We start from the raw sequence: 25532 nt of genomic DNA, 5'->3' as shown, positions 1-25532 counted from the left end.
AACCGAATCCGACTGCTCCACAGGTGATTTCGTTGTTCACAAGATCATCCGTTGAGCACCGGAACTTGTCGGTGGGGTCGCGTAAGTTATCGGTCATGAGAACGAACGGGAGGGACCGCGATGGACGCGGATGATCGTGAGTGGGAGCGGGCGGCGGTGGTGCGGGTGCTGCCCGTCGTGGCCCCGCGCAAACTGGCCAAGGTGCCCTTCGTCGAGATGGCCGACGGGCGGCTGCAAGGTGTCGTGTCCAGCGGATCGGATATCGCCCGGGTCTACGTGTCGTCGGTATCGGCGACCACGCACGGGCTGAGTTGCAGCACCAATAACAACCGCCCCTGCGGCGGTCTGCGCGGCGCGTATCCGTGCAAGCACATCGGCGCCCTGCTGGACGAGGCGGTCACGCAGTACGGCCTCGCGCGGGTGGCGCGGTATCTGCGCGTCGAGGTGCCCGAGGGGTCCGGGCTGCTCTCCGCGCTGCGCTGCACGCACGAACCCGCGCCCGCCGCGGTCGTGTTCAGCCGCTTCCTGCGTCACCTCGCCTATCTGGAACTGCCCGGCGGCGCGGAGCCGCTGCCCGAGATGCAGTGGTTCCCGGCCACGGGGGTGGCGCGCTGATGCTCGCTGTGCAGATGTCCGCGCTGGCGGATTCGCCCTCCGGTGTGCCGGAGGCGCTCGAGGTGGTATCGGGATTCGACGGCGCGCTGGTGCACGGGCTCGCGCGCGTGACCGACGACCACGCGGCCGCGCTCGCGGCGCTGGCCGCCGCGGTGGCCGGTTCCCCGCTCGGCACGCCGGTCGCCGAGGCCGTGGCGAAGGTGACGGCCGGATCGATCGGCCCGGAAGAACTCGCCGCACTGGCCGCCGCGCGCGCCGCCCTGCTCGGCGCGGTGCACGACGCGCTGCTGGCCCAGTGCGACAACGCCTTCGGCCGCGAACGCGCCGACGCGCCGGACGACGCCGCTCCTCCGTCCGCACCGCACCCGCTCGCGGTGGGCGCGCGGGCGTGGTTGCAGGAGGTCGCGATCAGCGGGTGGCGCGGCGTGGACCACGACTTGGTCGCGGCGGCCGATCAGACCGTGGAGGCGCTGCTCGCCGAACCGGGTCTGCGCCGGCTCGCGGTGCTGCTCGACGGATTCACCGCCGAACTCGGCGCGTCCTGTCCGGTCGCCACGCTGGACCGCGTGCCCGCGCGGCGCTGGGCCGATCTGTGGACAAGGGCGGTGCTGCTGACTTGGCGAAGCGGCGCGACGAGTTCGGCCACCGCGGTGTCCGGCCGCCTGCTGCCGCTGGGGGTCGATCTGCACGAGCACGGCACCGCCGTGCAGGCGCAGGTCCATGCCGTGCTCGAAGCGGCGGGCGCGCCCGCCCGGCGCGTGCGCGTCAGCGTCTCGGCCGCGAAAGTGGACACGATCGTCGGACCGGCCGCCTGGCAGGTCCTCGGCGAGCATCCGCGCCTGCTGAAGGCGCTGGCCGACCATCTCGCGCTGGAGATCGACGGGATGGCGCTCACCGCGAGCGGCGACCTGATCTGGCGCGACGAGCACGCCGAATTCGGCGGGGCGGCCGACCCGTTCGCCACCGCCCGCGTCGCGCTGCCCACCGCCGTCGCGGCCGCGACACCGGCGCTGGACCGCGATCCCGTGCACCTGGCCGAGCCGGTGCTGCTGGAGGGGTACCGGGTGCGCGAGGGCGCGCTCGAACTCGACGGTCAGCGCGTGGCGCTCGATCTGGACCATCTGCCGAGCGCGGGTCCGCTCACCCGCGCGGCTGTCACGGCGTCCACCACCTGCCTCGGCCTGTTGCGCTGGGACTCCGGCGGCTGGTCGCTGCGGCCGCTGGCGGTGCGCAAGAAGGTCAAGGGCGCCGACGTCGACCTGCACGGCGGTGACTGGGCCTGCGGCCCCACCGACCCCAAAGTCGTGAAGGCGCAGGCGAAGACGGGCGACGCCGTCGCGGTGCTGCGCGAGCGGGCGGGACGGTTGCTGCGGAAATGAGCGAGAACCACGAGACCCGCCGCCAGATCCTCTACTGGCGCCTGTTGGCCGGCATCTTCGACGCCGACGCCCAGCCCACCCTCGAGACCGGCAGCCTGGCCGTCATCGAGGACCTGGGCCTGCCCGCCGCCCTGTTGGAGCCCGGCGTCGCCATCGACACCGTCATCCAGCGCTTCCCCGACCTCGAGCACGAATTCGACGCGGTCGGCGCGCGGGCGGGGGTGAACGAGGACGCCGTGCCCGGGGTGAGCGAGGCGCTGCGAGCGCTCGAGGCGGTCGAAGCCCAGAAGGTTCCGGTCGATGATGTAGCGGACGACACCGATTCGACGGCAGGCACTTCGGATACCGGCCTCGCCGCGCCGGGCACCCGAGCACCGGGCGACGACACCGGGGCCGAGTCCGTCGCAGGGCCGGGTGATAGCGCGCGGCGCGGCGTCGGCACCGGCGGGCCGGTCGGTGCCGAAGTGGACGAAACCGATTCCGGCACAGTGGATATCGCGATCTGGGCCGACGAGGTCCGCAACGCCGCGCTGCTGTCCAAGCTCCTGCTCAACGTCTTCGCGACCGGGTCGGGCGCCGTCACGGCCACGCAGCTGGCGTGCTGGCAGCGCGACGCCGGGTGGTTGAAGCGCATGCTCGGCACCGAGGGTGGCGGGTCGATCACCGGGGTGCTGGCCGATCTCGAGGCGGATCTCGTCTCGCGGATGCGGCTGCGCGAGGTGCTGGCCGATCCGGCGCTGGCCGCGCAGCTCACCCCCAGCATGTCGCTGGTGGAGCAGTTGCTGCGCGACAAGTCGAACCTCTCCGGCGTCGCGCTGGCCAACGCGAAGGCGCTCATCCGGCGCTACGTCGAGGAGGTGGCCCAGGTGCTGCGCACGCAGGTGCAGCAGACCAGCGCGGGCACCCTCGACCGGTCGGTGCCGCCCAAGCGGATTCTGCGCAATCTCGATGTGGACCGCACCATCTGGAAGAACCTCACCAACTGGAACCCCGAGGACGAACGGCTCTACGTCGACCGGCTCTTCTACCGCCAGACCGCGAAACGGGTCGTGCCCGCGACGATGATCGTGGTGGTGGACCAGTCCGGCTCGATGGTGGACGCGATGGTCAACTGCACCATCCTCGCCTCCATCTTCGCCGGCCTGCCCAAAGTGGACGTCCACCTCATCGCCTACGACACCCGCGCCATCGACCTCACACCGTGGGTGCACGACCCGTTCGAGGTGCTGCTGCGCACCCAGCTCGGCGGCGGCACGCACGGCCCCGTGGCGATGACCATGGCGCGCCCGAAGATCACCGATCCCGCCAACACCGTGCTGGTGTGGATCTCGGACTTCTACGACGCGCACGAACTGCTCGAGAGCATGCAGGCCGTGCACCGCAGCGGCGTGAAGCTCATTCCCGTCGGCTCGGTGAACAGCTCGGGCCACCAGAGCGTGAATCCCTGGTTCCGCGAACGCTTGAAGGCGATGGGCACGCCGGTCCTGTCCGGCCGCATCCAGAAACTCGTCACCGAACTCAAGACTTTCCTCGATTAGGAGCACCACACCCATGACCGACACCCTGCGCGCCCCCGCCGAGATCAAGTACGCCGAGGAACTCGACTGGCTGGAGTCCATCGACGACGGCCCCAAACCGTTCGCGTGGCGGCTGAGCCCGAAGATGGTGCGGCTGTTCATCCTCGGCTCCGAGCGCGCCGACGGGCTGGACCGCCGGATCGACCAGAAGTGGTTCGGCGACCGCAGTTTCGTGGAACGCAGCATCGTCACACTGGCCTCCGACCGCGGCCTGCTGCTCATCGGCGACCCCGGCACCGGCAAGAGCTGGCTGGCCGAACTGCTCGCCGCCGCCATCAGCCGCAACTCCACGCTGGTGGTGCAGGGCACCGCGGGCACCACCGAGGACCACATCAAGTACTCGTGGAACATCTCGATGGTCATCGCCAAGGGGCAGTCGCGCGAGTCGATGATCCCCTCGCCCATCATGACCGCGATGGAGAACGGCGTCATCGGGCGCTTCGAGGAGCTGACCCGCTCCACGAGCGACGTGCAGGACGCGCTCATCTCGATCCTGTCCGAGAAGTACGTCTCGATCCCCGAACTCGACGACGACAATATCGTGTTCGCCAAGCCCGGCTTCTCCATCATCGCGACGGCCAACAGCCGCGACCGCGGCGTGAACGACCTGTCCTCGGCGCTCAAGCGGCGCTTCAACTTCGTGCGCATCCCGGTCGTGACGAACAAGCGCAGCGAGGCCGAGATCGTGCGCTTCCGCACGGCGGAACTGTTGCGCAGGCACAGCATCGAACTCGACGTGCCGCCCACGCTGCTGGACATCCTGCTCGACAGCTTCGCCGATCTGCGCGCCGCCGCGGCCGCGGCCACCTCCGACGAGGAGAAGCTGGAGTCGGCGCTGTCCACCGCCGAGCAGATCGGCGTGCTCGAGGACGCCATCCTGCACAGCCAGTTCTTCGGTGAGCGCGCCCTGGGCGCCCACACCCTGGCCGGATCGCTGGTCGGGTCGCTGGCCCGACGCACGCCGGAGGATCTGGCGATCCTCAACAAGTTCTGGCACGGCGTGGTGGAGCCGCGCAGCAAGGACCGCGGCGGTGCGTGGACCGAATTCCTCGACGGCGGCAAGGACGCGATCGCGAGGCTCTCGTGACGGCCGCGACCTTCGGCGCGCTGCGCGATCAACTCGCCTCCGCCGCAACCCGTTTCGCCGACCAGCCGGGCGCGGTGGCCGACATCCTGGCCGGCATCGCCGACGACGTGGACCGCGCGATGGCGGCGGAACTGGAGATCTTTCCGGTCTGCCACCATTCGCCGTCCTCCGGGCTGGCGATGGTGCGCAGGCTGCGGGAGAAGCAGCCCAAGGTGGTGTACCTGGAGCTGTGCGAGGATATGCGCCCGATCCTGGACGAGCTGCGCAATTGCCGCTTGCCGGTGGCGGTGCAGGCGTGGGCCGGTGAATTGGACGGTTTCCCCGCCGGGTGGGCGCCGCTCTCCGTAGTCGCGCCGATCACCGAGGCGTCGGCCGAATACCAGGCCATCTCCTACGCATTGGACACCCCGGGCGTGGAGCTGGTGCTGGTGGATCGCTCCACCGATCACGTCTTCCAGTGGGCGCCCAGGGAATCCGAGGCCGCACCGGATACCGAGAAGGAACCCGAGGGCGCGCTGCACGGCGACGCCGTCGGCCTCGAGATCGGCGATCTGCGCCCGCGTTTCGCCGAACTGGAGGAGCACCTGCTCCACCACGGCAGGGTGCGGCACTGGTCGGAGTGGTGGGACCAGTACGTCGAGCAGCCGCTGGCCGGCGCGGACTACGACACCTACCGGCAGGTCATGGTGATGATCGGCAGCCTGTTCCGCAGGCTGCGCCGGGGTGGGGTGGCCGAGGACGAGAACCGCGAGCGGTACATGTGGACGCGCATCCGCGAACACCTGGCCGGCTCCGGCACCGATCCGGGCGACTGCCTCTACGTGTGCGGCGCGTTCCACGCCGTGAGCCATGTCGAACAGTTCGGGCTGGCCGACGCCGAACCGTTCGAGATCACGCCGCCCACGGCCACCACGTGGCAGTACGGGTTGATCCCGTCCAGCCATTCCGCGATCGAGGCGCAGTTCGGGCTGGCGGGCGGGTCGGTCTCGATCGCGGCGGCCACCTGGGCGAAGGAGCTGAAGCGCGGACGCGTGGACCCGTTCCGTCTCGCCGGCCAGAAGTCCGGCCGCAAGACGCGCGCGAAGAAGCTGCCCGCGCCGAGCGCATCCGCCGCCGTCACCGACCGCTTGACCGGATTCCTGTCCACCCCACCGGTATTGGACACGCTCGACGAAGCGGAGCTGCTGGAGTGGTCGGTCGACATCGTGCGGCTGGCCCGGCGCAACGGTTACCTGGCCAGCACCGCCGACGCCATCGCGGTGTTCGAGACCTCGATCCTGTTGGCGGGCATGCGCAACCGCGCGCGGCCCACGCCGTACGACTTCCAGGACGCGGCGGTCACGTGTATCGAGAAGGACCACGTCCCCGGCAAACGGGACGTGCGGCGGCTGTGCGAGATCCTGCTCGGCGGCGACCGCATCGGTCAGGTCGGGTATGAGGCGCTGCCGCCGTTGGCCCGCGACGTGCTCGACCGGTTGGCGCCGCTGCGGCTGGACATGACCAAACGCACCGTGCAGCGGACGCTGCTGGATCTGCGGGCGCAGCCGGAGTTGCGGCCGTGTTCGGACCTGCTGTGGATGCTGCGCAAGCTGCTGCCCGCCGACGCGGCGCGCCCGATCATGGGGCAGCGGGCCCTGGGTGAGAAGTCGGTGCAGGAGAGCTGGGACCTCGCGCTGGGCAAACACCAGCGCGCGCTGGTGGAGCTCGGCTACGAGGGCGTGACCATCGAGCAGGTGCTCGAACAGCGGTTGCGCCGCGCGGTGAGCGCGCCCGACGCCACGGCCGCGGGCGCGCTGGCGGCGGTCGAGGACGCGCTGCTGTTCCTCGGTTCGACGCGGCTGGCCGACGAGCTGGGCACGCGGGCCGTCGAACTGCTCGCGGCGGAACGCTCGGTGGACGACGCCCCCGAGGTGTTGCGGCGGATCAGGTTGCTGCTCAACTACTTCCGCTCCACCGAGGACGGATTGCCCGGGTGGGTGGGCCGGTTCGTCACCGAGGGGTACGCGCACTACTGCACGTTGCTGCCGACGGCGTTCACCGACGAGAACACCGGGGTGCGCCCGGTGGGGGCCATGCTCGGCTTCCTGTTCGGGATGGAGAATCTGGCGCTCTCGCTCGGCTGCGACCACTCGCAGCTGGAACTGGCGGTGCTGCAATCCCATCCGGAGGCTCCGGCGAAGGTGGCGCTGCTGTGGGCGACGCGCCTGCAACTGGGCATGCTCACCCTCGCCGAGCTGCGCGAGCGCTGCGACGCGATGCTGTCCAATCCGCTGGTCGTGCCGTCCTTCCCGCACTACCTCAGCGGTTTCATCCAGGCCATGGACCCGGTGCCGTCGCTGAAACCGTTTGTGGTGGAACTGCTCTCGAAGGCGTTCGGCCGCCTCCCCGACAGCATCCTGCTGCCCTGGCTGCCGAAACTGGTCACCACCCTGCGCGGACAGGCGGCCGAGCTCATCCCGGTCCTCACCCGCGAGGCCGCGCGCACCTTCCCGCCGAACCTCCCCGCCATCGACGCGTGGACCCCACCGTGGGAGGCCTCCGCCCACCCCGCTCCCCCGCCTACGACCACGGCGGCGGGCGGGCCGGTCCCGGATCTCCTGGCCGCCCACCCGTCCACGTGCGACGCCCTGGCCACCCTCTTCGGCCATGAAATCGCCTGGACACCAACGGTATCCACCGCCCCCAACCCGGCGGGTCTGCTGCTCGACCGCCACCCTGAACCGGCGGCAGCCCTGGCAGCCCTACTCGCTACCACCGGCTGACAACCGGTGTACACGGCCGGGCCGGGCTCGCCCACTTCCTGCTCGGGCCCGCCCGCCGGCGGTGCGAGCCCTGTTGCCGGAGGCGGCATCCGGCCGAACGGCTGAATCGTGGAGTGCGAACAAGTGCGTGCAAGCGCGACACGGTGGCCTGCCCCGGCGACGATCGGGCGCGGGCGCCGTCGGTCCGGGTGCGGCGGCGCGTGAGCCGTTGCCCGAGGCGCTCGACGCCCCGCACCGGCAACCACGCCGGACAACCGGTACGCATCGGTGGCAGACCGGGGCGGGGCCGACCGGCGTTCCGCACGGTCGGCTCACTGAGGCTTGCTCAGCCGCCGAACACCAAGCACCCGTGCCCAACGTGGACGCCATTGCCCACGGGGACGGTGACGGAGGCGACTCGGGTGGTGTCGGGCACCTGGACGACGCTGATGGTGTGGTGCCCCGGAGTGGGCGGAACCCACTTCAACAGCGCGACACCACCCGTCGGGCGAACAGTCGCGAGGGGCACGCCGTTGTCGTAGAAGTACACCGGCTGCACGGCGTCGGTGACGAAGGCCTGAATGGTGTAACTACAGCTCGTGCCGTAGTTCGTCGCCATCCCGTACGCCAGATCGGGGAGAACACCGACCCTGGTCGCGCCGGCGGCGGCCTGCGGTGCGCCCGCAAGGCTGACAGTCAGCGCCCCCGCGCACGCGCCGGCGAACACGGCGGCACCCAACCGCCTGCGGCGACTCTGCCCCACAGCGACCATCGTGCACCCCTTCCGGGACGGTGATCCCCCGATGGTAATCCCGCCCGGTCCGAATCCGGGCCGATCCGCGCCGACTCGGAACGAAGTCCCGCCGCGGTGCACCACGCAGCCAGGCGCGGCGGGCGCCCGAACGATGCCCGCCGCGACAGGTTCACTCCACCAGGACCGACAGCGCCTCGGCGACGCAGGCGGGCTTCTCGCCACCTTCGATCTCGATGGTCACCCGGGCCGTGACCCTGGTGCCGGCCGAGCTGGGCGCGAGGGCGACCAGTTCGACCCCGGCCCGCACGCGGCTGCCCACCGGCACGACGGACGGGAAGCGCACCTTGTCGGTGCCGTAGTTGATGCCCATGCGCAGCCCGTCCACCCGGTACACCTCGCCGACCAGCATCGGCAGCAGCGAGAGGGTGAGGTAGCCGTGCGCGATGGGCGCGCCGAAGGGCCCGGCGGCGGCACGCTCCGGATCGACGTGAATCCACTGGTGGTCACCGGTGGCGTCGGCGAAGAGGTTCACCTGTTCCTGGGTGATGGTGTGCCAGTCGCTGTAGCCGAGGTGGGTGCCGAGGGCCGCCTCGAGCTCGGCGATGCCTTGGAAGATCCGCATGCTCGCGCTCCGTTCAGTCGGTCGGGCCGCCGGCCACGTAGATGACCTGGCCGGAGACGAAGCCCGCGCCCTCGCCGACGAAGAACGACACGGTGTTGGCGATGTCCTCGGGCCTGCCGGTGCGCTGCACCGGGATCTGCGCGGCCGCGGCGGCCCGGAACTGCTCGAACGGCACGCCGAGCCGGTCGGCGGTGGCGGCGGTCATGTCGGTCTCGATGAACCCGGGCGCGATCGCGTTGACGGTGACGCCGAACTTGCCGAGCTCGATGGCCAGCGTCTTGGTGAAGCCCTGCAGGCCGGCCTTGGCCGCCGAGTAGTTGGCCTGGCCGCGGTTGCCCAGCGCCGAGGTGCTGGACAGGTTGACGATCCGTCCCCACTTCGCCTCGGTCATGTACTTCTGAGCCGCCCTGCTCATCAGGAAGGAGCCGCGCAGGTGCACGTTCATCACCGCGTCCCAGTCGGCGACGCTCATCTTGAACAGCAGGTTGTCGCGGGTGATGCCCGCGTTGTTCACCAGCACGGTGGGCGCGCCCAGCTCCTCGGCCACCCGGGTGACCGCGGCCTCGACCGACGCCTCGTCGGACACGTCGACGCCGACGGCCATCGCCCGTCCGCCCGCGGCCTCGATCTCGGCGACGACCGGCTTACCGGCCGACTCGTCCAGGTCCAGCACCGCGACCGCGAGTCCGTCGGCGGCGAGCCTGCGGGCGGTCTCCGCGCCGATTCCGCGGGCGGATCCGGTGACGATGGCCGTGCGAGTGGTGGTGGCGCTCATGGTTCTCCTGACTGTCGGGACAAACTCCGGCTGCGAACACCCATAAGTTACATCTTGGCCGCCACGTCTCAAAGGGTCGCGGGCGGACGGCGGCGAAAACCCCAGGTCGTTAGATACACACTCGCACGGCTGTACGATTCTCCCGGTGACCACCGCACCTCGCCCCGCCGCCACCCGTTCCCCAGGACGTCCGGCTTCGGCCACCCGCGAGGAGGTCATCGCCCTCACCCGCCGCGCGTTCCTGGCCGGTGAGCGCGTGGACGTGCAGGCGATCGCCGCGGAACTCGGTCTCAGCCGCGCGTCCATCTACCGCTGGTTCGGCTCCCGCGACGGCCTGCTGGGCGCGATGCTGGTGCAGGAGTACAAGCAGATGATCGCGCGCGCCGACGCCAAGTGCCGCACCCGCGGCGCGCGGCGCATCCTCGAAGTGCTCGACCGGGTGGCGCGCTGGGAGGCGGTGAACGAGCCGTTCCGGCGGTACTTCGAGAACGAACCCATGTCAGGCCTGCGCATCCTCACCGCGAGCGACGGACCGGTGCAGCCGCACGCCGTGGCCGCGGTCGCCGAACTCATCGCGAAGGTGGAGGACGAGGACGGCTACGACCCCGTGCTCGAGCGCGACCTGCTGGCCTACACCCTGGTCCGCCTCGGCGAGGCTTTCCTCTACACCGACACCGCCGCGGGCATCCGCAACGACGTCGACCGGCTGCACGAGGTGCAGCGCGTGCTGCTCGGCCTCCCGTCGAGCGATTAGTCCTTCCCCGGAGACCGCACTCAGGCCCGCGCCCGTTCCCGGGCGAGCGCGCGGTCGCGCTGCTCCTCGAAACGCGGGATGCGCACCCGGGCCAGATCGTCCAGGAACGCGGCCAGCCGCTCCCGCACCACCTCGCCGCGCGGCCCGAAGTCGTTGCGCTCGAACACCTTCCACTGCCGCAGCACCGGTTCGAGCACTTCCTCGAGGTGCTGGCGCAGGTCGTAGACCCCGTGCTTGGCCATCAGCACGCCGTTGCGGCGGAAGTCGGGCATGCCCGCGCCCGGCATCCGGAAGTTCTCCACGATGGTGTCGATCGCCTCGATCGCCTGGTCGGGCACCAGGTCCAGCGCCGCCCCGCACACGGTGCGGTAGAAGATCATGTGCAGGTTCTCGTCGGCGGCGATGCGCTGCAACAAGCGGTCGGCCACCGGGTCCCGGCACACCTTGCCGGTGTTGCGGTGGGTCACCCGGGTCGCGAGTTCCTGGAAGCTGACGTAGGCGACCGAATGCAGGAATCCCGCGCCGCTGTCGACGTCGGCCTGTCCGATGCCGGAGTCGAATCCGGCCGTCATATGCGCCATGCGGGCCTGTTCGAGCGCGACCGGGTCCACGCCCCTGGTCACCACCAGGTAGTCGCGAATCACGGTGCTGTGGCGCATCTCCTCGGCCGTCCAGCGACCCACCCAGGTGCCCCACGCGCCGTCGCGGGAGAAGTTCTCGGAGATCTCGCGGTGGTAGGAGGGCAGGTTGTCCTCGGTGAGCAAGTTGGTGATCATCGCCGCCCGCGCGACATCGCTGAGCGCGGATTGTTCCGGCTCCCAATCGGTTCCGCCGAGCATGGCGAAGTTGCGTCCCTCGTCCCACGGGACGTAGTCGTGCGGATGCCAGTCGCGGGCCATGGCCAGGTGCCGGTTCACGCACGATTCGGCGACCGGTTCCAGTTCGGTGAGGATTTCGCGCTGCGTCAGATCGCGTGCCACTGTTCGCCTTTCGGAGTGTCGGCCGGGGACACGACGGCCAGATCACCGTCGTGGCGCCGGTAGAGGAGCTGCCCGCGGCCGGTGCGCGGGTCGGTGTGGAAGAGGAACGGCAAACCGTAGCGGCAGAGGTGGGCGGCGGCCTCCCGCTCGTCGAATCGACGAGTGTGCCGGGCGTCGACGGTGAGCGCCAACCGCCCGGTGCGGCAGGGCAAACCACCGCAGCACTGCCGCGCCAGCCGGACCCCGAACGGGCCTCCCCGGTAGACGACGGCGTCGCTGCCGGTGGTCGCGTCGGTGAACAGGTGCGCCTCGTAGTCCATGGCGTCGAGCACCGCTACCGCCTCGAGCACGGAACAGACCGCGAGCCGGAACCTCTTGTGCCGCACCACCGGCCGAGGAGCGGTGCCATACCCGATGGGTACGCGGTCGGGATCGGGCCACGGCCGCGTGCCCCGGACCGCGAGCACGGTCAGATGCCGATCCACCCGCCGCACCAGGCGATCCACCACGTCGGCCGGGGCATCGGCGACCTGGACGCGCGCCGGCCGCCCACGGAGTTCGAACCCGGCCTGGGCGACCGCCCCACCGGGCACACGGCGCGTTCGCAGCCGGAATCCCGAGCTGATCCCGTGCGCCCGAAGCACTTCCGACACCGCCGTCGCGGCAGCCTCGGCATGCTCCGGAGCGAATCCGGTCTCGGGCACCCACAGTTCGGAAATCTCGGCGACCACCGCACACACCCCGCTCTCCTCCGTCACGACATCGGCCGTCCCATGCCACCACCGGCCCGGCGCACCGCCACAGGGCCGAAGGTCCCGCCGCGCCGGGACCGACGGCCCCGGAAAACCCCGCGACCCCGCGGCAAGAACGTGACAGAGTGCCGACCATGACGGCACCGCAGTCGCCCGCCGGAGCGGAACCACCCCCGCCGGCCGACGTCACCCCTGAGTCGCGAGCGGCAGCGGGCGCGCCGCCGGGTCCGTTCGGCGCGCTTCCCTCGGCCGCGATCGCGCTCGTGGAACTCACCGAAGCGAACCTTCCCGACCTGCTCGAGGCGGCCGTGGCCGGAGCCGACCCGCTCGAAGTCATGCCCCCGGTCAGCGACCCACCCGGCTGGACCGCCGAACGCCGTGCCGCCTTCCTCGCCTTCCACCGCGGCCGCGCCCTGCACCGGGAGCACCCGGTCGAGCGCACGTTCGTGATCACCGTCGACGGCGTCGCGGTCGGCGCGGCGCGCCTGGAACCGCACGGCGAGGACGTCGAAGCCGGAATGTGGATCGGCCGCGCGCATCGCGGGCTCGGGATCGGCCGGATCGTCGCCGCCCGACTGCGCGAACTCGCCGCCGAGAGCACCGCCCGCCGCCTGACCGCCGTCACCACGACCGACAACATCCCCGCCCGCCGTCTCCTCGAAGCCGGCACGCGCACCCGGATCGACCGCGGCGAGGTCAGCGGGTCGGCCGACCTCACCTAGCCGCGCATGTCAAGGGCCTACAGTCACCAGAGCGAGGCCGAAGTCCGGACGCCGGCGCACCCCGGGATGCCTACGCTCGAAGGTGCCACCGGTGGCACGGAAGAGAGGCGGCGCATGATCACGGTGTTCCTGGTCGACGACCATCAGATCGTGCGGCGCGGCGTCGCCGACCTCATCGGCTGCGAAGACGACCTCGAGGTCGTCGGCGAGGCGGGCTCGGTGTCGGAGGCGCTGGCGCGGGTACCAGCGGCGAACCCCGACGTGGTGGTGCTCGACGTGCGCCTGCCCGACGGCAACGGCATCGAGCTGTGCCGCGAACTGCTCTCCCGCCACCCGGAGTTGCGCTGCCTCATCCTCACCTCGTTCACCGACGAACAGGCCATGCTCGACGCCATCCTGGCGGGCGCGGGCGGCTACGTCGTCAAGGACATCGGCACCACCGAACTGGTGGACGCCCTCCGCGCGATCGGCGCGGGCAGATCGCTGCTCGACAACCGCGCCGCCGCCGCGCTCATGGCGAAGCTGCGCGCCGAGGCCGAGGCCCGCACCGGCCCGCTGGCCGCGCTCACCGAACGCGAGCGCACCCTGCTCGCGCTGCTGGGTGAGGGGCTGACCAACCGGCAGATCGCGGCGCGCATGTTCCTGGCGGAGAAGACGGTGAAGAACTACGTCTCGCGGCTACTCACGAAACTGGGCGTCGAGCGCCGCACCCAAGCGGCGGTGCTGGCCTCCAAACTCGGCGCCACCCGCGAATGAGCGGGCCCTCCGGATCGGGGCAGGTGCTCGACCCGTCCGCCCAGTTGCGCCTGCGCGAACTGCTGGGCCAGGTGCAGGACCGCATCGCCGAGATCGTCGGCGTGCGCGACCGCATGGACCGGCTGATCGAGGCGATGCTCGTCGTCACCGCCGGTCTCGACCTGGACGACACGCTGCGCTCCATCGTGCACACCGCCATCGAATTGGTCGACGCCCGCTACGGCGCGCTCGGCGTGCGCGCGCCCGACCGCGCGGGCAAACAGCTCTCGGAATTCGTCTACGAGGGCATCGACGATCGCACCCGGGTGATGATCGGCGACCTGCCGCACGGGCGCGGCGTGCTCGGCCTGCTCATCGACGAACCGAAACCCATTCGCCTGTCGGATCTTTCGACGCATCCCGCGTCGGTGGGCTTTCCGGAGCACCACCCGCCGATGCGGAGCTTTCTCGGCGTGCCGGTGCAGGTGCGCGAGGAGGTATACGGAAACCTCTATCTCACCGAGAAATCCGGCGGTCAGGAGTTCACCGAGGACGACGAGGTGGTGGTGCGCGCGCTGGCCGCTGCGGCCGGTATCGCCATCGCCAACGCCCGCCTCTACGAACAGTCGCGCCGGCGCCAGCAGTGGCTGGAGGCGACCCGCGACGTCGCGACGGAACTGCTGGCGGGCGGTGCTCCCGACGACGTGCTCGCGCTCGTCGCCGAACGCGCGCTCACCCTCACCGAGTCGACACTCGGATTCCTCGCGCTCCCGGGCGATCCCGACGCACCGCCCGGCGAAGTCGAGGAACTGGTGGTGGTAGCCGCCGCCGGGAAGGAGGCCGACACCGTTGCGGGACAGATCATTCCGGTGCCCGATCCGCCCTTCGGCGCCGCCTTCCGCTCCGGCCTCGCGGGTGAGATCGAACAGTTCGAACAGATCGGCGCACCGCTGCTGCCCGCGGAGCACGGGCCGGTGCTGATCCTGCCGCTGCGCGCCGGCGGCACGGTGACCGGTGTGCTGGTCACCGTGCGCGAGGCGGGCACGCCCCCGCTGGACGAGGCGGGCCGGACCATGATGGCGGCGTTCTCCGATCAGGCCGCGCTCGCCCTGCGACTGGCTCACCAGCAGCGCCGGATGCGCGAACTGGACGTGCTCTCCGAACGCGACCGCATCGCCCGCGATCTGCACGATCACGTCATCCAGCGCCTCTACGCGGTGGGACTCTCCTTGCAGGGCACCGCGAAACGCGCCGAGGGCGACCGGACCCGCGCCCGGCTGGGCGATGCCATCGACGACATCCAGTCCATCGTGCAGGACATCCGCCATTCCATCTTCGACCTGCACAGCAGCCCCGGCGCCGACACCCCCAAGCTGCGCAAACGGCTGCACGAGGTGGCGACCAGCATGACCGCCGACACCGGCTTGCGCACCACGGTACGGCTGACGGGACCGATGTCGGTGCTGCCGCCGCACCTGGTCGAACACGTGGAAGCCGTGCTGCGCGAAGCGCTCAGCAACGTGGTGCGCCACGCGGACGCGAGCAGCGTCGCGGTGACGCTCACCGTCCGCGACGACGTCACGGTCGAGGTCACCGACGACGGCATCGGCATCCCGGCCGAGCTCACCCGCCACTCCGGCCTGGCGAACCTCGCCGCCCGCGCCGGGCAGGAGGGCGGCACGTTCGCCGTCACCGGCGCGCCGGGTCGCGGCTCGACGCTCACCTGGTCGGTCCCGCTGACCTGAGCGCGGTGAGCCCGCAGGTTCCGGCACGGGGGCGGCCCACGAGCCCCGCCGCCACCTGCTCGGCGGAATGCCTGCCCAGCCCGCACTCGGTGGAGAGGCCGAACTCCCCCGGCGCGGCGCGCAGGTCACGCTCGGCCGGCCGCCCCGGCTCGTCGGCGACTTCCGTTGGGCGGCAGACTAATTCGGTGGTCACGTCGATCCCGATGCTCGTCATGCTCCGCTGCTCGTCGGTGAGGCCGCCGTAGGGAGCCGCGCGGCCCGGTGGTCGGCCGATCAAGCGTTGGTGTAGGGGCGTGCAGAAGAGGTGAAGACGGACTCCGCACCGCTCCAGCGCGAGCCCATGCTGCGGACGAGACCGACGAACAGGCCCAGCACGCTCCCGTCAGCCGGGGGCCGCGCCCACCTCGCCGCGCCGCAGCAGCGACGCCGTCGTCCGGATCTGCGCTCACGAGTTCCAGTGCGACCGAAGGGTTCGCGGTGCGGAACCGCACCAGCGGGCCGGGTAGCAGGGTCGCCGCGACGCTCGGCGAACGTCGCCACGCGCAGCACCTCGCCCGACGCGTGCAGCCGGGTGAGTTCCGCCTCGGCGTCCGACACGGCCGAGAGAATGCGCGCGCTGTGCTCGAGCAGCACGGTGCCGGCCTGGGTGGGCTGCACGCCGAACGGCCCGCGCACCAGCAGCGGTTGCCCCAGTTCCCGTTCGAGTGCCGAGATCTGCTGGGACGCCGCCGAAGTCGTTGTAGTTCAGCACCGCCGCCGCGGCGGTCAGCGAACCGCACTGCACCCCCTGACGGAGGACGAGCAGCCTGCGGACGTCGAACATCACCTCACGCTAGGTCGCGCGCGGTCGCGCCCTCCAGCTTTGCGATCAGGGTGAACGAATGCCCTCAGTACGCCGAGGCGGCGCCGGAGGGCGCGATGCCGTGGTGACGCAGCGCGACATCGGGATGCGCGCGGGTGCGCGACTTCCACGCGTTCTCGCCGTAGGTGTCGAAGATCGGGTTGTCCGGGTCGGCTTCGACGCCCCGAGACAGCGCGGCCAGTTCCGGGGGCAGCGTGATCAGCGGAATCCGCGCGTCCAGCGCCGGGTTCAGGAAGTACGGCACCGAGATCCGGTCCGTGCCGGGCGCGGGCGCGAGCACCCGGTGCCGGGTGGCGCGCAGATACCCGCCGGTCGCGACTTCGAGCAGTTCCCCGATATTGACGATGAACGCTCCGGGCAGCGGATCGGCGTCGATCCACTCCCCTGAGCGCGATTCCACTTGCAGCCCGGTCGATCCCGGCTCCACCAGCAGCAGCGTGAGCACGCCGGAGTCCTTGTGCGCGCCCACGCCCTGCGTGGTATCGGCGCTGCCCGGATAGCGCACCACTTTGATCAGCGTGGCGGGCGCCTCGGCGAACGCGGCGTCGAAATGGTCCTCGGCCGCGCCCAGGGACGCCGACCAGTGCCGCAGCAGCCGCAAGCCCACCTGGGAGAGCGTCGCGTCCCACGCCTCGAACGCGGGCCGCAGTTCCGGCAGCGCCGACGGCCACAGATTCGGGCCCTGCAACCGCCAGTAACCCTCGGCGCCGGGAATCACCTCGCGCTCGGGGCCGATGTCGATCTGCTCGCGCCAGTCGACCAACCCGTTGGTCAACTCGCCGCCCAAGCGCGAATAGCCGCGGAACTGCGGGCTCTCCAACTGGCTGATCTCCTGTTTCGCGGCGTCGGGCAGTGCGAAGAAGGCCCGCGCGAGCGCCAGGATCTCGTCCATCCGCGCCCGCTCGACGCCGTGGCCGACGAGGTAGAAGAAGCCGGCGTCGTGCGCCGCCTCGCGCACCGCCGTGCGGAACGCGGCGAGGTCAGGATCGGAGAGATCGAGCACAGGAAGCATGGCTCCACCGTGCCAACGAGCCGCGTCCCGCGCCAGTCGCGGCCGCGGGGTTTCAGTAATCCTTCACGCCTCCCGCACGTGCTCGAGCAGCACCGCGACGTGACTGTGCGCCGGGTCCTTCGACGCGGTGAGCAGCGTGACCGGCGCATCGCCCGCGAGCGCGCGCAAGTGCCGCAGACCCTCGCGCTGCCGCGGCCCGGTCAGTTCGGCCTCGTAGCGGCGGGTGAACTCGGCGAAGTCCGCGGCCGGGTCGTGGTGGAACCAGGTGCGCAGTTCGTCGGACGGCGTGACCTCCTTGTCCCACACGTCGACGCGCGTGCTCTTTGCTCAGGCCGCGCGGCCACAGCCGGTCGACCAGCACGCGGGTGCCGTCGTCGGCGGCGGGCGCCTCGTACACCCGCTTGGCGCGGAATTCACCCATGGCACTGCCCTTTCCGCTATTCCACCAGCAGGACGACCAATCGGCGCGCGGTTTCCTCGCCCGCGCCGGGACCGCCGAACCAGACGATCGGGCGGCGCGGATCGAGCCCGTCCATCACCTCGGGCAACGTGGGACCCACCTGATCGGCGCGCACCACGCACACGTGACACGCGGAGCCGAGCGTCGGCGCGCGGCGGCCTTGACCCGCACCGCCGTCCAGCACGATCGCCCCGGAGTCGGCGGCCGCGGCCACGCACGACGTGACCACCGCGTCGACGTCCTCTACCGTGCTCCGCTCGACGAGCGGGCTGTCGGGCACCACCGTGTGCGCGGCGTCGCCCGACCACACCGAGAGCCACTCCTCCGGCAGCCCGTCGGGCGCCAGCACCGACCGCGCCTCGTATTCGCGCAACGCCGTGTCCACCAGCCACGGGATCTGGGCGACCGCGACGCGGTGCACCGGCACGCCGATGTCCTCCAACCGGTCGGCGAACGCGTCGGCCAGCGCCGCCTGCTCGTGGGCCGCCTTCACCGGCGCGCGCCCGCGCTCCCCGCGCGGCACCCGCACCACCCGTTCGTCGTCGGGCAGGTCGATCAGCGCATCGCGCACGCGGCGCAGCATCTCCTCGCGGGAGTTCACGTCTCCCGCCTGTTCACCCAGCATCCCACTCCCCCGGCGGCCGCCACCGCCTCCCGGCTTCCGTGCACGGCGGTGGGACGCACGCGCCCCACCCCATCTCGCAGGATACCGACTCCCCGCGCGGGCCCCGGCCCGGCGGCGCCCACCCGGGGCCGCCCGCCGGCCGGGCCGCACCCATGCCCGCTCAGACCGTCGCTTCCACGGTCTTGTCGCCGCGATGCTCCACGGCGGCCAGCACCAAACCGTGGTCGTCGGCGTCGGCGCGCACGGTGTCGCCGGGTTCCAGGCCGCCGTCGAGCAGCAGGCGCGACAGCTTGTTGTCCAGTTCCTTCTGCACCGTGCGGCGCAGCGGCCGCGCGCCGTACTCGGGTTGGTAGCCGTGGTCGGCCAGCCAGTCCACCGCCGACTCGGTGATGTCGAGATCGATGTCCTGAGCGTGCAGCAACCTGCGGGTGCCGTCGAGCACCAGCTCCACGATGTCGCGCAGTTCGCGCCGGTCGAGGCGGTGGAAGACGATCGTCTCGTCGATGCGGTTGAGGAACTCGGGGCGGAAGTGCTGCCCGAGGCGCTCCATCAGCTTCGGCGTGATCGAGTCCACGTCGCCGTCGGGGGCGGACAGGATCAGGTCGGAGCCGATATTGCTGGTCATGATGACGATGGTGTTCTTGAAATCGACGGTGCGGCCCTTGCTGTCGGTGACCCGGCCGTCGTCGAGGAGTTGCAACAGCACGTTGAACACGTCGGGGTGCGCCTTCTCCACCTCGTCGAACAGGATCACCGAGTACGGCTGCCTGCGCACCTTGTCGGTGAGCTGGGCCGCGTCGTCGTAGCCGACGTATCCGGGCGGCGCGCCGACCAGCCGCGACACCGTGTGCTTCTCCTGGAACTCGCTCATATCGAAGCGGATGAGCCGGTCCTCATCGCCGAACACGGCCTCCGCCAACGCTTTCGCCAGCTCGGTCTTGCCGACGCCGGTGGGTCCGAGGAACAGGAACGAGCCGATCGGGCGGTTCGGATCCTTGAGACCGGCGCGCGCCCGGCGCACCGCCTCGGCCACCGCCACGATCGCCTCCTCCTGGCCGATGACGCGCTTGTGCAGCACATCCTCGAGCTTCAGCAGGCGTTCGCGCTCCTCGGTGGTGAGGTCGGCGACCGGGATGCCGGTCTGGCGCGACACCACCTCGGCGATATCGGTGACGGTGACCTCCGGCTCGTCCGCGGACTCCGCCGCCGACACCGAGCGCTCGGCCTCGGCGATCGCGGCCTTGAGTTCGTTGGCCTTCTCGTAGTCCTCGGCAGCCACCGCGGCGTCCTTCTCGCGGCGCAGCCGGGCCAGTTCCTCTTCCTTGGACCGCAGGTCCGGGCCGGGCGTCCGGGTGCGCAGGCGGACCCGCGCACCCGCCTGGTCGACCAGGTCGATCGCCTTGTCCGGCATGAACCGGTCGGTCAGGTAGCGATCGGACAGTTCCGCCGCCGCGATCAGCGCCTCGTCCTGATACCGCACCCCGTGGTGCTCCTCGTACACGTCGGCCAGGCCGCGCAGGATCTCGATGGTGTCCTCGACCGAGGGCTCCGACACCATGACCGGCTGGAACCGCCGCTCCAGCGCCGCGTCCTTCTCGATGTGGCGGCGGTACTCGTCGATGGTGGTGGCGCCGATGACGTGCAGATCACCGCGGGCGAGCGCGGGTTTGAGCAGATTGCCCGCGTCCATCGACCCCTCGGAGCCGCCGCCCGCGCCGACGATCGTGTGCAGTTCGTCGATGAACAGGACGAGTTCGTCGCTGTGCGCGCGCACCTCGTCCAGGAGTTTGGTGAGCCGCTCCTCGAACTCGCCCCGGTACTTGCTGCCCGCCACCAGCGCGCCCAGGTCGAGGGCGATGACGCGCCGGTCGGCGAGCGTGCTCGGCACGTCGCCGTTGACGATGCGCTGCGCCAAACCCTCCACGATGGCGGTCTTCCCGACGCCGGGATCACCGATCAGCACGGGGTTGTTCTTGCGGCGGCGCGACAGGATCTCGACGGTCTGCTCGATCTCCTCGGCGCGCCCGACCACCGGGTCCACCTTGCCCGCCCGCGCTTCGGCGGTGAGATCGCGGCCGTATTCGTCCAGGGTCGGGGTCTGGCTCGGTTCCTGTTTGCCGGGGGCGATGTTCTTCGCGCCGGTGAGCAACGTCCGCGCGGCCGGGCCGTCACCGAGTTCGGCGATGCCGAGCAGGATGTGTTCCGGGCCGATGTAGCTGCTGCCCGCCTCGGCGGCGCTCCGCTGCGCCGCGCGCAACGCCGATTTCGCGGCGGGACTGAGGATCAGCGTCTCGTCGGCGGGTTCGGACGGTTCGCCGGTGTCCTCGGCGGTCCGCATCTGCTCGGCAACCTTGTCCGGATCGTGGCCGAGTTCGGCGAGGATGCTGCGGCCGGGTTCGGCCTCGGTGGCCGCGTAGAGCAGATGCTCGGGGGTGACTTCGGTGTTGCCCCAGTCGCGGGCGGCCTCCCGCGCGGAGTTGACGAGCAACTTGGCGTTATCGGTCATCAAGCGCCCCAGATCGATGCGCTGGACCGGTGGTCGCGCAGCCATCCCGGGACCGAAGAATCGCTGGAAGATATCGTCGAAGGAATTCATCGAGTGCGGCCAACCCTCGGTCATGTCCACCTCACTGCGTCGGCGGCGCGTGGGCGCCGGCACGAATCACGGACGGTGCCGGACGCGTCGGCACCGGGACTTGCTCACGGTTCACGCTCGTTCACCTCGCGTCCCCCTGACGCCGGGGCGACCGAGCGGGAGTCGCCTCCCGCTCCCTGGCAACGTACCGCCGCCGCGCGGGGGGTGGCAACCGGTTCGTGCGTGTTCCACGCGGGAGTGGTTAACGGGTGGTTATCGGCAGTGCAGGCCGGTGGGTGAGCGGTGGATCGCCTGAGGGCGGGCGAGCACCGCGCTCGCAGGTAGGCGGACGCGGGCGCGGTTGGTCCTTCTGGATGCGCCTATCCTTCGACCATGGATACGGCTCGCTCGCGAAGCCCGGCTCCGGTGGCGTACCGCACGCTCGACGCTCTCGACGACGCGGTCTCTCACTGCCGCGCCTGCCCGAGGCTGGTGGCGTGGCGCGAGCAGGTGGCCCGCGAGAAGCGCGCCGCCTACCGCGACGAAACCTATTGGGGCCGACCGGTCCCCGGCTTCGGCCCCGCCGACGCCCGCCTCCTCATCGTCGGCCTGGCCCCCGCCGCCCACGGCGGCAACCGCACCGGCCGCATGTTCACCGGCGACCGCAGCGGCGACGTCCTCTACGCCGCCCTGCACGCCGTCGGCCTCGCCAACCAACCCACCTCCGTCCACCCCGGCGACGGACTCCGCCTGCTCGGCACCCGCGTCACCGCCCCCGTCCACTGCGCCCCACCCGACAACAAACCCACCCCCGACGAACGCGACCGCTGCCGCCACTGGCTCACCACCGAACTCGACCTCCTCGCCCCCACCCTCCGCGCCATCGTCGTGTTGGGCGGATTCGGTTGGCAGGCACTACTTCCCGTCCTCTCCGACGCCGGGTGGTCAGTACCCCGCCCCCGCCCCAAGTTCGGCCACGGCGTGCGCATCAACCTCTCCCCCGGCCCCTCCCGCCCCCACCCCCTGGCGTTGTTCGGCTGCTACCACGTGAGCCAGCAGAACACGTTCACCGGGAGATTGACTCCGGAGATGATCGAGAAAGTTCTCGCCGAGGCCGGGGCGGCCGCCGGGCTGAAAGTCAGCGGGCCGTGAATGTCTCCCCACCGCACGGACCCTCGGAGATCATGAGCCGTGCGCCGGCAATGACTGCATGAACGCCTCCGCGACCCGGATTTCGTCAACCCCCTCCAGACCCACGTTGTCGATATTCAGCACCACAGAACTGATCATTCGGCACGCTCGCCTTCATTGAACTCAGCCATCGCATCGATGCATCGCCCGAAGATCACACGCAACCGTTCACCCACGGCCGCTTGGTCCCTGATCGTCCCACTGACCGGCGCGTAAGCCGGCGTCGCCACTATGAGCGGAGGTAGCCCATCCGCGCGCCGATTCACCAGAACCTGTGCTCGGTCGCGCTCGGGAACGCCCCCGTACCTGTCGTGTGCCATGACGCACGATTATCCTGAATGAATCCCAGCTCCCACGGTGTCGCATGTCCATCGAACCGAGGATCGAAATTCCGAGCCGACCGTGCAGCCGACATCCATTCAGAGTCGGACAAACCATCCAGGTTGAAATGAATGGGGGTGCTTCCATCAAGGACGATGTCGCGCACCGTCATCCGCACCGCCGCCACGATGCTGCCGGCCATCGAAATCGCCTGCGACGCCGCCGAAGCCGCCTCCACCGCGGCCGAGAGCGCATCCGCGGTCTCCGCCGCCCGTGTCTTGTACGCGGAGGCCGCGGCGCCCTGCCACTCCTCCGTGTCCGACCCCACGGCACTCTTGTGCGACGCCGCCGTCTCGGCGATCTTCGCCGACACGTTCTCCCAGGTCTTCGCGTAGGCGGTGATCTGATCCGGGTCCCTCGCAACCCAATCCAGAGCGTCCTGCAACGGCTGCACGTGCTCGATCAGGAACCCGACCCCGAAGCCCGCCAGGGTGCCCAGCGGGTCGACAACCATCGCGGCGACCTCGATGCCGGTGGCCACCAGCCCCACCCCGGCCTCGATCCACGACCCCGACGATATCGCCGAATTGAGATCGGCTACGGTCTCGAAAAGCGTGACGCCGGAATACCATTCGGTGGAATCCTCCACCGAGGCGATCAGCGGATTCGACCTGCTCCCCCCCGGCAGATCACTCTGCGCCGATTTCACCTTGTTCGCATTCGACGCGTCGGTGGTGGTGAAACCGTCCGCCACCTGGCGCAGCTTTCCCGCATCGACGCCGACCGCGTCGATCGCGGCCTGGATCGCCGCGATCCCGTCTTCCTGCACCGAATCCACGAACAACGGCGGCAAGGACGCGCACAACTTGCCGAACGCGTCCGAGGGCGCCGATACCGCCCGCGCCGCCTCCAACGCCTGCGCCAACGGCGCCGCCAGCTTCTCCACATTCCCCGCGTGCGTCCGGATACGCTCCGGATCGACGTTCAACGAGTCGCTCAACGACACCACCCCCATGAAAGCCGTCCGGCATCCTCTCGGCCGAGCGCTGAGGAACAGGATGGCGGGGCGGGCGGCCCCGACGGTCCGGACGACTTCGCCCCGTGAGAGTCGCACACCTGGGCAGGGCTTTTCGGGCATTTCGACCCGCGTCGGATGCCTATCGAGCGACCCGTACCGACGGAGAAGTGATCACCTCCGGGCAGGGCCGACGCGAGGGCACGCTGCCGGAAGTCCAGACCGCGAACACAGCGTGCGAAGGCGATCATGACTGACGGGCATCTCGTGCCGGCGCAGGGCCGCTCCACTGTCGCGGCGGCGTCTCACGTCCACGCCAGTCGGCCCTCTCGCGCGCGGAGCACCGTCGGATTGGATGTAACGATCCTTCGACACCCGAATAACAGTCCGAGAACGACAGCCGGAGCGCGGCTCCGGCGGGACCGCTCGCGCAGTCGTTCGAGGCCTGCGGTAGCTCTAGAAATAGGGACAATCCGAGCGAAACGGCATCTGCTCGACCATTCAGCTAATCTGTGGACACTCGAATCTATTCCGGACTGATTCGCAGACCACAGTCCCAGTTCCGGCATGTTCCCTCTCACTTCCGTCTTGCTCGGTCCGGAATTCGGTGAATGATCGACAGCGGCGCCAGCGGAGGTATCCGATTCAGCACACATCTAGCAATGTCGCTTCCTGCGTGCGGGTCATTAGTTTCGGCAGGGAATGACATGATGAACTCTCGTATACGACTGCGGCGGGCGGCGACCCTGGCCACCGCAGCTCTCAGCACGACCGCACTCGTCGCGGTCGCCGCACCCGTGGGCCATGCCGACGGTCTGGAGATCGGCACCGGCTCGGCGGGCCTCAGCTTGGGGTCCTCCGGAATCGACGCCCGATCGACCACGACCGGCAGTGCCGGCATTCCGCTCGCCCTGGAGCCGGGGAGCGCCGGAGGCGCACTCGGCGCGGGGTCCGGGAGTGCGACCGGAATCGAAAGCGGTAGTGCCGGAACAGCACTCGGCCTCGGCACGGAAGCGCTCGGTAGCGGAAGCGGTGTACTCGAAAGCGGTAGTGCCGGAACAGCACTCGCTCTGGGGACCGGGAGCACGGACGCGCTGGGTTCCGGCAGCGCGAGCGCGTCAGGGTCCGGCAGCGCGAGCGCGTTGGGATTGGGCAGCGCCGAAGCGCTCGGCGCAGGGAGCGCGGGTTCCGCACTCGGGCTCGGAGCCAGTGCGCTGGATGCCGGATCGTCGGCGCTCGCCACGGGCAGCGCGGTGGCGGTCGGCCCGTTGCTGACCACATTGCTGGGAGTGGGTGCGGGTAGCGCCGGCTCACTCGGAACAGGAAGCGCCGCAGGGGCTCTGACCACGCTGGGCACCGGCAGCGCCGGACTGCTCGGCACCGGAAGCGCGACAGCGGCACCGCTACTGACCACTCTGCTCGGCGTCGGCACGGGCAGCGCTCTGGGCGGGGCGGCGCTGTTCGGCACCGGAAGCGCGGCAGCGGCTCCGCTACTCGCCGTCCTCGGGACAGGCAGCGCATTCGGCGGGATCGGCACGCTGGGGCTGCTGCTCAGCACCGGAAGCGCGGCCGTGGGTAGCGCAGCCCTCGGCAGCGCGGCGGTGGGTAGTGCGGCGGTGGGCAGCGCGGCGGTGGGCAGCGCGGCGGTCGGCGCCGGCGCCGGGGCGGCCGCGCTCGGCGGGTTGGCGCTCGGCCCGACCTCCCCCGCACCGAAGGGGCAGCAGCCAGGCGCGCCCTCGGGCGGCAATCCCGGCGCGCCCAGTGGGGCAGCTCCGGGCAGCAGCGCCGCGGGCACGTCCGCACCCGATGGCCGAACCTCGACCGCCGGTGGCCCTTCCACCGATTCGGCCGTCACATCCGCTCCCGGGTATCCCATCCCCACGGGGCACCCGGAAACCGGCCTGGGCGGTGCCCTGCACTCCGCGCGCGCTGTGCTGGCCGGCCTCGGGCTGTTGGCGCTGGTGGCGGCGGTCTACCTCATCCGTCGACCGAACAGAATACGCGCGACCGGCCGCTGAACGCCGAACCCCACCGTGGTCTGGACCGGCCCGGTCGATCCGGTCACCGATGTGACCGGATCGCCGGGCGGAACCTCATTCGGATCCACGACGAGAATCTCTCGCCGCGACCACAACCCATCCAGCGGCATAGGCAGTGAACCGAATCGCCGACAACCCCCTGAAATCACACCCGGGACCACGAATGAAAACCCCTCGCCGCGAACACAACCCGC

The 25532-nt window shown here is 70.6% G+C and carries 22 protein-coding genes and 1 pseudogene; 11 read left to right on the top strand and 12 right to left on the bottom strand.

Annotated features, from left to right (window positions below):
• The first annotated feature begins 120 nt into the window (after window positions 1–120).
• From DFR74_RS05940 to DFR74_RS05920, 5 genes are read left to right on the top strand one after another with little or no spacing between them, the layout of a single operon-like run.
• Window positions 121–615, top strand: a complete 495-nt coding sequence (locus tag DFR74_RS05940) for a hypothetical protein (RefSeq protein WP_067512082.1) — start codon at window positions 121–123, stop codon at window positions 613–615.
• Window positions 615–1994, top strand: coding sequence for a hypothetical protein (locus DFR74_RS05935; protein WP_067512158.1), 1380 nt, complete (start codon window positions 615–617; stop codon window positions 1992–1994). Before DFR74_RS05940 ends, DFR74_RS05935 begins: the two co-directional genes overlap by 1 nt.
• The gene (locus tag DFR74_RS05930; protein WP_067512084.1) at window positions 1991–3532 is read left to right on the top strand and encodes a VWA domain-containing protein; all 1542 of its coding nucleotides are present in this window, start codon (window positions 1991–1993) and stop codon (window positions 3530–3532) included. Before DFR74_RS05935 ends, DFR74_RS05930 begins: the two co-directional genes overlap by 4 nt.
• 13 nt (window positions 3533–3545) lie before the next feature.
• A complete protein-coding gene (locus DFR74_RS05925) occupies window positions 3546–4658 on the top strand; it encodes an ATP-binding protein (protein WP_067512086.1) in 1113 nt (370 codons plus the stop codon).
• Window positions 4655–7420: a DUF5682 family protein gene (locus DFR74_RS05920; protein ID WP_067512088.1), complete on the top strand. Its 2766-nt coding sequence runs from the start codon at window positions 4655–4657 to the stop codon at window positions 7418–7420. Before DFR74_RS05925 ends, DFR74_RS05920 begins: the two co-directional genes overlap by 4 nt.
• Window positions 7421–7745: 325 nt before the next feature.
• Here DFR74_RS05920 and DFR74_RS05915 read toward each other — a convergent pair whose 3' ends face one another.
• The 3 genes from DFR74_RS05915 to fabG all read right to left on the bottom strand — a co-directional run bounded on the left by DFR74_RS05915 (window position 7746) and on the right by fabG (window position 9550).
• The gene (locus DFR74_RS05915; RefSeq protein WP_067512090.1) at window positions 7746–8171 is read right to left on the bottom strand and encodes a hypothetical protein; all 426 of its coding nucleotides are present in this window, start codon (window positions 8169–8171) and stop codon (window positions 7746–7748) included.
• Window positions 8172–8322: 151 nt separating this feature from the next.
• A complete protein-coding gene (locus DFR74_RS05910; RefSeq protein WP_067512092.1) occupies window positions 8323–8775 on the bottom strand; it encodes a MaoC family dehydratase in 453 nt (150 codons plus the stop codon).
• Window positions 8776–8788: 13 nt separating this feature from the next.
• On the bottom strand, window positions 8789–9550 hold the full coding sequence (fabG, locus tag DFR74_RS05905; RefSeq protein WP_067512095.1) for a 3-oxoacyl-ACP reductase FabG: 762 nt from the start codon (window positions 9548–9550) through the stop codon (window positions 8789–8791).
• Between the two features lie 145 nt (window positions 9551–9695).
• On the opposite strand from fabG, the gene DFR74_RS05900 reads away from it, so the two are divergent.
• Window positions 9696–10304 (top strand): QsdR family transcriptional regulator, encoded by a 609-nt coding sequence (locus DFR74_RS05900; RefSeq protein ID WP_067512097.1) that lies wholly within the window; start codon window positions 9696–9698, stop codon window positions 10302–10304.
• A gap of 20 nt (window positions 10305–10324) precedes the next feature.
• Here DFR74_RS05900 and DFR74_RS05895 read toward each other — a convergent pair whose 3' ends face one another.
• Entirely contained in the window at window positions 10325–11284 is a 960-nt protein-coding gene (locus tag DFR74_RS05895; protein WP_067512099.1) for an acyl-ACP desaturase, read from the bottom strand.
• Window positions 11269–12015 (bottom strand): sigma 54 modulation/S30EA ribosomal C-terminal domain-containing protein, encoded by a 747-nt coding sequence (locus DFR74_RS05890; RefSeq protein WP_067512101.1) that lies wholly within the window; start codon window positions 12013–12015, stop codon window positions 11269–11271. Before DFR74_RS05890 ends, DFR74_RS05895 begins: the two co-directional genes overlap by 16 nt.
• A 155-nt stretch (window positions 12016–12170) precedes the next feature.
• Here DFR74_RS05890 and DFR74_RS05885 point away from each other — a divergent pair, with 155 nt between their 5' ends.
• From DFR74_RS05885 to DFR74_RS05875, 3 genes are all read left to right on the top strand, one after another.
• Entirely contained in the window at window positions 12171–12758 is a 588-nt protein-coding gene (locus tag DFR74_RS05885) for a GNAT family N-acetyltransferase (protein WP_084537986.1), read from the top strand.
• A gap of 114 nt (window positions 12759–12872) precedes the next feature.
• Window positions 12873–13514 (top strand): response regulator, encoded by a 642-nt coding sequence (locus DFR74_RS05880; RefSeq protein ID WP_067512103.1) that lies wholly within the window; start codon window positions 12873–12875, stop codon window positions 13512–13514.
• Window positions 13511–15238: a sensor histidine kinase gene (locus DFR74_RS05875; RefSeq protein ID WP_067512105.1), complete on the top strand. Its 1728-nt coding sequence runs from the start codon at window positions 13511–13513 to the stop codon at window positions 15236–15238. Before DFR74_RS05880 ends, DFR74_RS05875 begins: the two co-directional genes overlap by 4 nt.
• Here the strand turns inward: DFR74_RS05875 and DFR74_RS35845 are convergent.
• The 6 genes and pseudogenes from DFR74_RS35845 to DFR74_RS05850 form a co-directional block, all read right to left on the bottom strand.
• Window positions 15213–15452 carry a hypothetical protein gene (locus DFR74_RS35845; protein WP_067512107.1) on the bottom strand — a complete coding sequence of 80 codons (240 nt, stop codon included), beginning with the start codon at window positions 15450–15452 and terminating at the stop codon, window positions 15213–15215. The genes DFR74_RS05875 and DFR74_RS35845 overlap by 26 nt on opposite strands.
• 59 nt (window positions 15453–15511) lie before the next feature.
• Entirely contained in the window at window positions 15512–15913 is a 402-nt protein-coding gene (locus DFR74_RS36975; protein WP_067512109.1) for a LysR family transcriptional regulator, read from the bottom strand.
• 212 nt (window positions 15914–16125) lie between these two features.
• On the bottom strand, window positions 16126–17112 hold the full coding sequence (locus tag DFR74_RS05865) for an isopenicillin N synthase family dioxygenase (RefSeq protein ID WP_067512111.1): 987 nt from the start codon (window positions 17110–17112) through the stop codon (window positions 16126–16128).
• A gap of 63 nt (window positions 17113–17175) precedes the next feature.
• Window positions 17176–17533: pseudogene (locus DFR74_RS05860) on the bottom strand (DUF488 domain-containing protein).
• A 16-nt stretch (window positions 17534–17549) separates the two neighbouring features.
• Entirely contained in the window at window positions 17550–18197 is a 648-nt protein-coding gene (locus DFR74_RS05855) for a LutC/YkgG family protein (RefSeq protein ID WP_067512113.1), read from the bottom strand.
• Window positions 18198–18357: 160 nt separating this feature from the next.
• Entirely contained in the window at window positions 18358–20817 is a 2460-nt protein-coding gene (locus DFR74_RS05850; protein WP_067512162.1) for an ATP-dependent Clp protease ATP-binding subunit, read from the bottom strand.
• 348 nt (window positions 20818–21165) lie between these two features.
• On the opposite strand from DFR74_RS05850, the gene DFR74_RS05845 reads away from it, so the two are divergent.
• Complete coding sequence (locus DFR74_RS05845; RefSeq protein WP_067512115.1) at window positions 21166–21924, top strand: uracil-DNA glycosylase; 759 nt, start codon at window positions 21166–21168, stop codon at window positions 21922–21924.
• 301 nt (window positions 21925–22225) lie between these two features.
• Here DFR74_RS05845 and DFR74_RS05840 read toward each other — a convergent pair whose 3' ends face one another.
• Window positions 22226–23284, bottom strand: coding sequence for a WXG100 family type VII secretion target (locus DFR74_RS05840; RefSeq protein ID WP_170160708.1), 1059 nt, complete (start codon window positions 23282–23284; stop codon window positions 22226–22228).
• A 722-nt stretch (window positions 23285–24006) separates the two neighbouring features.
• On the opposite strand from DFR74_RS05840, the gene DFR74_RS05835 reads away from it, so the two are divergent.
• Window positions 24007–25317: a hypothetical protein gene (locus DFR74_RS05835; RefSeq protein ID WP_170160707.1), complete on the top strand. Its 1311-nt coding sequence runs from the start codon at window positions 24007–24009 to the stop codon at window positions 25315–25317.
• Window positions 25318–25532 lie beyond the last annotated feature (215 nt).

It is taken from the genome of Nocardia puris (assembly GCF_003315035.1).
Lineage (GTDB): Bacteria > Actinomycetota > Actinomycetes > Mycobacteriales > Mycobacteriaceae > Nocardia > Nocardia puris.
Note: the sequence above shows the minus strand (reverse complement) of the source record. Positions and strands in the feature narration are given on the sequence as shown.